At 62.8% G+C, this 8489-nt stretch carries 9 protein-coding genes and 1 tRNA gene; 7 read left to right on the top strand and 3 right to left on the bottom strand.

Annotation, left to right across the window (positions count from 1 at the left end):
• Positions 1-59: 59 nt before the first annotated feature.
• The gene (locus tag Q0J74_RS09130; RefSeq protein ID WP_297213656.1) at positions 60-695 is read right to left on the bottom strand and encodes a TetR/AcrR family transcriptional regulator; all 636 of its coding nucleotides are present in this window, start codon (positions 693-695) and stop codon (positions 60-62) included.
• A gap of 180 nt (positions 696-875) precedes the next feature.
• Here Q0J74_RS09130 and Q0J74_RS09125 point away from each other — a divergent pair.
• The 7 genes from Q0J74_RS09125 to Q0J74_RS09095 all read left to right on the top strand — a co-directional run bounded on the left by Q0J74_RS09125 (position 876) and on the right by Q0J74_RS09095 (position 6421).
• A tRNA-Gly gene (locus Q0J74_RS09125) sits at positions 876-949 on the top strand.
• A gap of 413 nt (positions 950-1362) precedes the next feature.
• Positions 1363-2037, top strand: a complete 675-nt coding sequence (locus Q0J74_RS09120) for a TVP38/TMEM64 family protein (protein WP_297213653.1) — start codon at positions 1363-1365, stop codon at positions 2035-2037.
• A complete protein-coding gene (locus Q0J74_RS09115) occupies positions 2034-2708 on the top strand; it encodes a lysoplasmalogenase family protein (RefSeq protein ID WP_297213651.1) in 675 nt (224 codons plus the stop codon). The genes Q0J74_RS09120 and Q0J74_RS09115 overlap by 4 nt, the downstream gene beginning before the upstream one ends.
• Before the next feature lies 1 nt (position 2709).
• Positions 2710-3375 (top strand): TIGR01906 family membrane protein, encoded by a 666-nt coding sequence (locus Q0J74_RS09110; RefSeq protein ID WP_297213659.1) that lies wholly within the window; start codon positions 2710-2712, stop codon positions 3373-3375.
• A 128-nt stretch (positions 3376-3503) separates the two neighbouring features.
• Positions 3504-4964, top strand: a complete 1461-nt coding sequence (locus Q0J74_RS09105) for a hypothetical protein (RefSeq protein WP_297213648.1) — start codon at positions 3504-3506, stop codon at positions 4962-4964.
• 18 nt (positions 4965-4982) lie between these two features.
• Positions 4983-5756, top strand: a complete 774-nt coding sequence (locus tag Q0J74_RS09100) for a winged helix-turn-helix transcriptional regulator (protein WP_297213645.1) — start codon at positions 4983-4985, stop codon at positions 5754-5756.
• Positions 5753-6421 (top strand): hypothetical protein, encoded by a 669-nt coding sequence (locus Q0J74_RS09095; protein WP_297213643.1) that lies wholly within the window; start codon positions 5753-5755, stop codon positions 6419-6421. The genes Q0J74_RS09100 and Q0J74_RS09095 overlap by 4 nt, the downstream gene beginning before the upstream one ends.
• Positions 6422-6430: 9 nt before the next feature.
• On the opposite strand, the gene Q0J74_RS09090 is transcribed toward Q0J74_RS09095, so the two are convergent.
• Together Q0J74_RS09090 and Q0J74_RS09085 are read right to left on the bottom strand one after the other, a co-directional pair.
• Positions 6431-7684 (bottom strand): replicative DNA helicase, encoded by a 1254-nt coding sequence (locus tag Q0J74_RS09090; protein ID WP_297213641.1) that lies wholly within the window; start codon positions 7682-7684, stop codon positions 6431-6433.
• The gene (locus tag Q0J74_RS09085) at positions 7678-8169 is read right to left on the bottom strand and encodes a hypothetical protein (protein ID WP_297213636.1); all 492 of its coding nucleotides are present in this window, start codon (positions 8167-8169) and stop codon (positions 7678-7680) included. The genes Q0J74_RS09090 and Q0J74_RS09085 overlap by 7 nt, the downstream gene beginning before the upstream one ends.
• Between the last annotated feature and the right edge of the window lie 320 nt (positions 8170-8489).

Here is an 8489-nt window from a genome sequence, read left to right as displayed (position 1 = left end):
CAAGGGACCGCACCGCTTTGCTCATGGAATTCCAAGCAACCCCCGCACAGGCCCGCCGTCTACTGTCCGGTCTTCACCAGGGCGTCCAGCAGCAGCCTGGTCCCGTGGGTCAGGTACTCCTCCCGGCTCAGGTTCAGGGTGCGGCGAAGCCGGTCGGCCCGGAACTCCGCCGTGTGGACAATTCCGGACAGGGCCGACCAGAACAGCAGCACCGCCTCCATGGGGGGCAGCTTGGTGCGCACAACCCCCTCCTCCATGCCCCGGACCAGGAAGGCGGCCATCTCCTCGTCAATCTCCCCGGTGACCCGGATGAGATCCGCCTGGCCCTTTTCCAGCTCCTCCGTACCCTGGGCCAGGGGGATTACCCCGGTGGCCGCGTCATAGGCCGTGGGATTCTCGTCATAAAAGCGGATGATGACCCGGCACACCGCGTCATAGGCCTGGAACCAGTCCTGATGGCTCTCCATGGCCTCGTGCAGCTTGCGCTTCAGCAGCACGACGCCGCTGAGCAAAATGGCGCTGATGATCTCCTCCTTGCTCTGGAAATAGACATACAGCGTGGCCTTGCTGTACTCCGCCTCCCGGGCAATGTCATCCATGGTCGTGCGCTCGGTACCCTTTTCCGCAAACAGCCGTTCCGCAGCCGCCAGGATGGAGCCGCGATGAAATTCCGTCAGCGCCTGCTTCTTGCTCATCGTAATTCCAGCCTTTCCGATTCAAAAATTGTACCGTTGGTTCAGTTCTGATTTATCTTACCATGATTTCCTCCATTTTGCAAGGGAATCCTCCGTCACTTTTTCCCGGCCGGAAAAAAACACTTGCAAACGGATGCAATCCGTGCTATAATTTCTCAGTCAGTTGGCTCCGGCAAATGCGCAGGTATAGTTCAGTGGCAGAACGTCAGCTTCCCAAGCTGAATATGAGGGTTCGATTCCCTTTACCTGCTCCAGGAAGAATGACCACACCGGTAAGGTGTGGTCATTTTTTTCGGGGAGCTTTTTTACCAAACTGTTACCGAAATGTAATGCAAGTCTTACTCTTTTATCTTGCATTTCCGCCGGAAAGGTGCTATACTTTGTTCCATCTAAAAAAGGAGGTGCGTACAGATGATCTTTGTCAAGGGGTATGAGCATGCCGATGTGGACGAGCTGATTTTTGGCAGCGAAGATGCTGTGGTACACAGCCAGCGCTGATGAATTCCGGCACGGTCCACACCGCTGGGTGTGGATTTTTTATTTGGTTGGAAAATCTTAATAAAATTCCACTGGAATACTGGCTCAAAACATGGTAGCCTGTTGGAGTGGGGCCGGATGGGGACCATCCGGCCCCTTTGATTTCTGGAATGACCGGGGAGAGGGGACCATGAGACATAACTGGCTGATGTCGCTGCTGCTGGTCCTGCTGCTGCTGGCGGGGGGCGGCCTGCTGCTGTGGAAAAGCGGCTTTTTCGCCGCCCTCGCCTCGGAGCAGGCCATGCGGGCCTATATCCAGCGCTTTGCACCCTACACCCACCTGTGCTTCTTTCTGATCCAGTTTCTCTCCGTGCTGCTGGCCCCCATCCCCAGCAACATCACCGCGCTGGCGGGCGGGGTGATGTTCGGCACCTGGACCGCCTTCCTGCTCACCTGGGCGGCGGTGGTGCTGGGGTCGGCGGCGGTGTTTCTGCTGGCCCGGTACCTGGGCCGGTCCTTCACCGATCGGCTGGTCAGCCGGGCGGTGACCGGCCGCTACCTGGACATCATCCGCCGCAAGCAGGATGTCTTTCTGGTGCTGGTCTTCCTCTTCCCCTTTTTCCCGGACGACCTCATCTGCATTCTGGCGGGGCTGACCGCCATCCCCTTCCGCCGGTTTCTGGGCATCGTGCTGCTCACCCGGCCCTGGGGCCTGCTGGCGGCCAGCGCCCTGGGCGGCTCCGCCCTGTCCATCCCCGCCTGGGCCGTCCCCCCCCTGCTTCTAGCGGGCGGGGCGGTGTTCCTGGTCTGCCTGAAATATGGGGACCGCTGGGAGGCCAAGCTGCTGGAGCGGCTGAAGCGATGAGGGGGACGGACCGGCGGGAGCTGCTCCCCTTTCTGGCGGCCCAGGGGGTCTTGTACGCCGCCTTCCTCTGGCTGGATCTGTTCCGGCCGGGCAGCGGCTGGGATGTGCCGCTGAAGTACCTGTCCATCCTGCTCTGCTTCTGCCGACTGGTCCGGCTGCCCCAGAACGCCGACGGCAGGCTCACCCGGGCCGCCCTGGCCTTCACCCTGCTGGCCGACCTGTTTCTGCTGGTGCTCAACCGCTGGTACGGGGCCGGGGTGGCCGCCTTCTGCGTGGTGCAGGCCCTCTACCTGGCCCGCATCCACCGGGCGGGCGGGCGGCCGCTGGCCCTCCGGCTGGCCCTCCGGGGCGCTCTGGCAGGGCTGCTGCTGGCCGCCGGGGCGGGACTGGGGGCGCTGAACGGACTGACGGCGCTGACCCTGCTCTACTTCTCCCAGCTGGCTGCCAACGCCCTGGCCAGCCTGTCCCTGGGCCGGCGGGGCCGGAGCTTCGCGGCGGGCCTGTTCCTCTTTGTGGGGTGCGACCTCTGCGTGGGGCTGTGCAACCTCTCCCCCCTCCTGCCGGGGGCGCCGGTGCTGGTCCTGCTCCCCTTCGCCCGGGTGGGAATGTGGCTGTTCTACCTCCCCTCCCAGGTGCTCCTTACACTCTCTGCGGGAAAGCTGTGTGATTGATATGAAAGCCTCCAAACCGGCCAGCCTGCTGTGTACGGCCCTGCTGGCCCTGCTGGTGCTCAGCTTCTCCATCGCCGTCCCCATCCTGTTCCGGCCCTTCTACTACCTCCAGATCGACGCGCTGGCCCTGCCCGAGCGCACCGGCTGGTCCCGGGAGGTCATCCGGGAGGCCTATGACGACGTGCTGGACTTCTGCGTGCTGGGCAAGCCCTTCTCCGCCGGGCAGCTGGCCTGGTCCGAGGCGGGGCGCAGCCATTTTGCCGACGTGCGGGTGCTCTTTTGGGCCGACTTCGCGGTGCTGGCGGCAACCGCCGCGGCCTGCGTTCTGCTGCTGATCCTGCGGCTGCGGGGCAAGCTCCGCTTCCACCGGTTTCTGGGCCGGGGTCCCGGCTTCTGGGCGGGGGCGCTGGCCGCCGGCCTGGTGGCGGTGGTGGGGGGTCTGGCCGCCCTGGACTTTGAGCGGGCCTTTGTGGTGTTCCACGCCCTCTTCTTCCCCGGCAAGGACAACTGGCTCTTTGACCCCGCCGCCGACCCCATTATCCTGGTGATGCCGGAGGCATTCTTCCGCAACTGCGCCCTGCTCATCGGGGCGGTACTGCTGGCCTGCTGCGCCGGCCTGATCCTCTCCGACCTGTTCCGCCGGCAGAGGGTCTCCCCCGCTCCCTGAGGGGAGATATCCCATCTTTCCTTTCTCTTTTTCTATAAATCGCATTTCCCAAACAATATTCAAACAATAAAAGTTGACTTTTTTCCGAAATGCGATATAATAGACTTAGAAGAAAGGGGGTGCACGGGATGTATGCGCCGTTCTGCAATCCCTATGATCTGCTGGCTGTGCTGATCCAGGCATACAACCAGCTTCCCGGTCCCAAAAGTCAGGCCATTTCCGCCCGTGCCGACGAGCAATACCGCTCTCTTGCCCTGCAGCTGCTCTCCGGTTTTTCCCAGGCACTGCATCTGGCAGCCGCCCAGGGGCTGGAGTTCGAGGTGTATAGCCATATAGAGCAGGCAGGGATGGCCTGTCACAACCATCATGTGCTGCGCTGGCTGATTCTGGAGCTGGACCGGCTGTTCACCTGGCAGCAGTTTGCCAACCGCCAGGGGGAGGAACCTTTTTCGTCCATGAACGACAATGCCGAGCATACCCAAGTCATCCTGCTGCCCAAGGTACCCGCGGCCCAGACTCATTTCGGCAATTCAGTGCGCAAGAGCGCCGGGCAGTGGTATTCCCCCCTCAATGAGGTGCTGACCAACTGCCGGTATCTCTCCCCCCAGCGTCTGGTGGTTGAGGGGGTGGCCTACACGTTGGAGAACGTCATCTACCAGCCGGAGCTGACCGCCAAGCTCCGGGAGCATCTGTTTGTGGCCTTCTCACCGCTGAGCAATCTGCCCAAGGAGGAACTGCTGGACATCACCTACACCTCCCGGATGCGAGACGGCGTAGCCTATTACAGCTTCACCGTCAACGGGGTCCGGAATTCCGACTACCTGACCCAGCGGTTTTTCCAGCTGTACCGGCAGGCCTGTCTGCTGGGGGCCAACATCGTCATGGCGCCGGAGCTTTTGTGCAGCGAGCAGCTGTTTGCCGTGGATGAGGACGGGTACAACGAAGCGCTCAACCGCTGCTGCCAGCAGGCGCCCGGCCGGGCGCCCGCGCTGATCCTCTCTCCCACCCACTCCGCCGGCGGGCGCAACCAGCTGCGGGTCTATGACTCGGCGGCCCATCTGCTCCTGACCCAGGATAAGCAGTATCCTTTCCTGCTCAAGCACAATGAGTGCGTATACGAGGAGAATCTGGAGAACGCCAGCCGCCAAATCCAGCTGCTTCACATACCCACCTGGGGGCGGCTGGCCTTCCCCATCTGCATGGACTTTCTCCATCCCGCATATCGTGATCTGCTCATCCGGGACCTGGGGGCCACTCTGCTGCTGTGTCCCTCTTACACGGCGGGCAGCTCCAATTTTGAGCTGGCCATGGGTGCGGGGCTGGAGTTCAAGACTGCCTGCGCCTGGGGAAACAGCTGCTCGGCCCTGTATCCCCACTGGGGCAGGGCCGAGTGCGTGGGGGCGGTTCAGCTGGCCAACGTGGGGGAGCACAGCGGGCCGCTGCGGCTGTCTCCCGTCTGTCAGGGCAACTGCAATGAGGACAGCTGCTGCGTGTTTTTCATCGACATACCGCTCAACTGCGCCGGCCGGAACAGGCGGCAGGATATCGGCGCGGCGGCGTGGCACTACATCCAAGCATGTTCCATATGAAAGGAGGGACGAACCGGCATGGCAGAATACAGCAACACGGCACTTTCTGTGACAGATGTGCTACAGGCTGCGGAGGAGGCCAATGTTCCACTCGTCCAGACCTATATCAAAAATTCTGAGCTGGCGGCCGTCCAGTATATGCAGGACGGCCGGTTCGACCAGCTGGAGGCCCTCTATGAGCAACAGCAGCGGCGGCTTTCCCGGTGCTGGGCCATCCAGAAGCGAAAGTCGCCCATTCCCTTTGGGCTGGGCTATCTCTGCGGTATGCTGCGCATGGTGCGGGAAGTGGTGCTGGCTCACAACCAGCAGGAGGAGATCTATACCGCTTCCGCCACGCTGCAGCGCAATCCCATCCCCCACAGCACGAAGATTCTACAGCTTATCCAAGCCCAGCCGGACATCCAGCACGCCAGGCTGGCAAAGCAGCTGGGTATCGACCGCAGCACCCTGAGCGGGATTATGAAGCGGATGGAGCAAACACCTTTTGTCGTATCCGTGCGCTCTGGGAAATATAAATACTATACTCTAACTAAAGGTGGAACTCATTACCTGGAGCAGCTGCGGCGGTTGCCCCAGGTAAAAAAGCCTCACGGCGGTGGAATGTGGCAAGCCTGCGGCGGCTCAGCGGCCGGCTTCTCCAACACCGTGGTCCTGTCGGTGGAGTCCAAAGCGGCCCGGGAGCTGGAGCTGTCTCCCCTGTCCCCGGAGCTGGTGGAGGACGCCCCCCTCCACACCCGGCCGGAGTCCAACCAAATCCGCCCCTTTTTCATCTTCTCAGGAGGTAAACCATGAATTATCCGGACACCATTCAGGAGTTTCTGCGCCATGTGGACGGCACCATCTACGGCGTATGCGAGGCCTTTTACCGGGGCTACCTCCAAAATGCCCCCTCGGACCAGGCCGCGGCGGAAACTCTGCGGTACTTTTTCGAGCACACGGTCCGTGTTCAGACCGACTCCACCCTGAAGGCCCAGCAGGAGATCCCCGAGGAGGAGCTGCGGGCCGCCATCCAGAAGTACCGGCCCATCGTCCACCAGCTGGTGGAAAACCTGGTGGAGAGCCGGCCAGAGGAGGAGCAGTTCTACCAACAGCTGTGGCAGCAGCTGAATAACCAGGCGTTCTTCCCCAACAGCGTGGCCGTCGTCGCCGCGATTGTGGTGCTGTTTCACAACTCCCAGGTGCCGTACTACCTTTTGCCCGAACCCCCGCTGATGGACGACAAGGACTACAGGCGCTGCAGCGAGCAAATCATCCAGCAGCTTAACCGGGCGCTGTTCTCCATCAACACCCACCATGCGCAAAAAACCCAGATGGCCATCCAGCTTATTGAGCTGTACCGCCAGCTCCCCGCGGAGGACGAGCGGACGGTATTTGTGGCCCATCTGCTGGGCTACTTCCAGGAGAAGCTCAACCGCCTGTCCCGCCAGTTGGAGGAGACGGGCAAGCAGAAGAGCTGAGGGGCGGCCTTATCCCCCCTCCGGGGCGCACAGGCAAAAGCGCTGGCAGCCCCCGTTGAAGGCCAGGTACATCCGCCCCCGCTCCCCGTCCTTGTTTTTGGCCAGCTTGAGCACCCGGCGGCTCTCGTTGGGCCTGGAGGGGTCCTCCAGGTAGAGCAGCAGCACCGCGTCGGCGTCCTGTTCAATCTGGCCGGACTCCCGCAGGTCGCTCATGGTGGGCTCCACATACCTGCGCTCCTCCCTGCTTTTCTCCCAGCGGGAGAGCTGGGACAGGGCCACCACCAGAATGCCGCTGCCGTGGGCCAGCTGCTGAAAGGCCCGGCTGATGGCGGAGACCTGCTCGGTGCGGTTGGCCTTCCGGCTCTCCGGCTCCACAATCTGGAGGTAGTCCACATAGACGATCTGATACCGGTGGGCCAGGGCATCCGCCCGGATGTCCCCGGCCGTCATGCCGGAGGCGTCGATGAGCTCCAGCTGGTGCTTGAGAATTTGGGGTGCCGCATGGGCCGCCTGGGTCCAATCCTCCTCCGTCAGGGCGCCCCGCTTGATGGCCGCCATCTCAATTCCCGCCAGGTTGGAGATCAGCCGGTCGGCCAGCTTGTGGCGGCTGGTCTCCAGGGAGTAAAAGCCTACCCGGTACCGCTCCGACTGGTGATAGGCAAAGGATACCGCCAGGGCGGTCTTGCCGGCGGAGGGGTAGCCGCCCAGCACCGCCATGTCCCCCAGATCCAAAAACAGCTGCCCGTCCAGCTTGGGCAGGCCCCAGGTCAGGTAGCGGCGGGGCGCGGTGTGCCGCTGCCAGAAGGCGTGGAGCATCTGCTCCATGTCCATCCGCTCCACATTCTGCCGCTCCACGGTGAGGGCCTGGAGCTGGTCCAGCCCCCGGCGCAGCTCCTCCATGTCACAGGCGCCGGCAAGGCGCTGGGCGATCTCGCGGCCCTGGAGCAGCCGGGCCTGCTCCCGCAGCAGGTCCACATACTCCCAGACGTGGGCGGCGGTGGGGGTGTCCTCCATGATCTGGAGCAGCAGCCTGCTCCACTCCTCTCCCCCGCCCAGCCTGTCCCGGAGGGTCACCGGGTCCACCGGCTTGCCGCTGAGGAACTGGGCGCGGATGGCCTGGAAGAGCTGCCGGTAGGCGTCGTCCAGGAAGTCCCGGTCCGTCACCCTGCCCAGTACCGGCCCGATCAGCTTGGGCTCAAGGAGCAGAGAGCCCAGCACCGCCTCCTGGTTGGACAGGCGGTCGGCCTCCCCCAGGGCTACCATGTGGGAACCTCCTCCCTGGCCTCCAGCCCGGCCGGCGCACGGGACGCGGGTCTCTCCAACTGGTCAGTAACTGTTTCCTTAATACAGTTCTCCAAACGGGGAACTGGCTCTCCCGGTTTTGGGGGACGGTCATCCCCGTTTGGTGATGTCTCCGGGGCAGGCAGCCCGTACACCTCCAGCACGCTGTCGCCCAGGGTGTACCACACCGTGCGGTCGGTCTTGTTGGGGTTGAAGTTGCCGGTGAGCAGCGCGCCCTGGCTTTTCAGCTTGGCGATGATCCGCTCCACCTGCCGGCGGCTCCAGAAGGGAAAGTAGGCGGTCAGGGCCGCCAGGGTGTTGTAGGTCCAGGTGCGCCCCTGGTGGAAATGCCGTCCTCCGGCCCGGTTTTTGGCCACCCAGAAGGCGATGGCGTGGAGAAACACCGCCCCGTTGACCCCGTGGCGGACCGCCAGCCCGGCGTCGAAGTAGTAGCGTTTTCGATTCATAGCAATCCTCCCATCCGATTTTGCCCCCGGCGCGCCGGGGGCCTCTCTATCTCCCGTGTCCACCCCGTTTTGTTGTACGTTTCAGGGAACTGACGGGGGTTGAGGGAAAAAATCGGGGCGCGGGGCGGCCTGTTTCTGACCGGCTTCGCGCACCAACCGGCGGGACGCACATAGAATGGAGCGGAAGGATGCTCCTTTCAATATCTGCTAGGAGGTATTGCAATGCCTGAGAAGGTTATGCCCGGCCCTGTACAGGACAGCGCCTGTATCCGGGAGGCCGTCTGCATACACACCAAGAAGATCTACGATTCCTGCAAGGA

It is taken from the genome of uncultured Flavonifractor sp. (genome assembly GCF_944387675.1).
Lineage (GTDB): Bacteria > Bacillota > Clostridia > Oscillospirales > Oscillospiraceae > Flavonifractor.
This window is presented reverse-complemented; position numbering and strand designations above follow the sequence as displayed.

Bases quoted from the DNA above. Each gene is read 5' to 3' on its own strand.
- Q0J74_RS09130 (WP_297213656.1), bottom strand. From the start codon at position 695: ATGAGCAAGAAGCAGGCGCTGACGGAATTTCATCGCGGCTCCATCCTG.
- Q0J74_RS09120 (WP_297213653.1), top strand. From the start codon at position 1,363: ATGAGACATAACTGGCTGATGTCGCTGCTGCTGGTCCTGCTGCTGCTG.
- Q0J74_RS09115 (WP_297213651.1), top strand. From the start codon at position 2,034: ATGAGGGGGACGGACCGGCGGGAGCTGCTCCCCTTTCTGGCGGCCCAG.
- Q0J74_RS09110 (WP_297213659.1), top strand. From the start codon at position 2,710: ATGAAAGCCTCCAAACCGGCCAGCCTGCTGTGTACGGCCCTGCTGGCC.
- Q0J74_RS09105 (WP_297213648.1), top strand. From the start codon at position 3,504: ATGTATGCGCCGTTCTGCAATCCCTATGATCTGCTGGCTGTGCTGATC.
- Q0J74_RS09100 (WP_297213645.1), top strand. From the start codon at position 4,983: ATGGCAGAATACAGCAACACGGCACTTTCTGTGACAGATGTGCTACAG.
- Q0J74_RS09095 (WP_297213643.1), top strand. From the start codon at position 5,753: ATGAATTATCCGGACACCATTCAGGAGTTTCTGCGCCATGTGGACGGC.
- Q0J74_RS09090 (WP_297213641.1), bottom strand. From the start codon at position 7,684: ATGGTAGCCCTGGGGGAGGCCGACCGCCTGTCCAACCAGGAGGCGGTG.
- Q0J74_RS09085 (WP_297213636.1), bottom strand. From the start codon at position 8,169: ATGAATCGAAAACGCTACTACTTCGACGCCGGGCTGGCGGTCCGCCAC.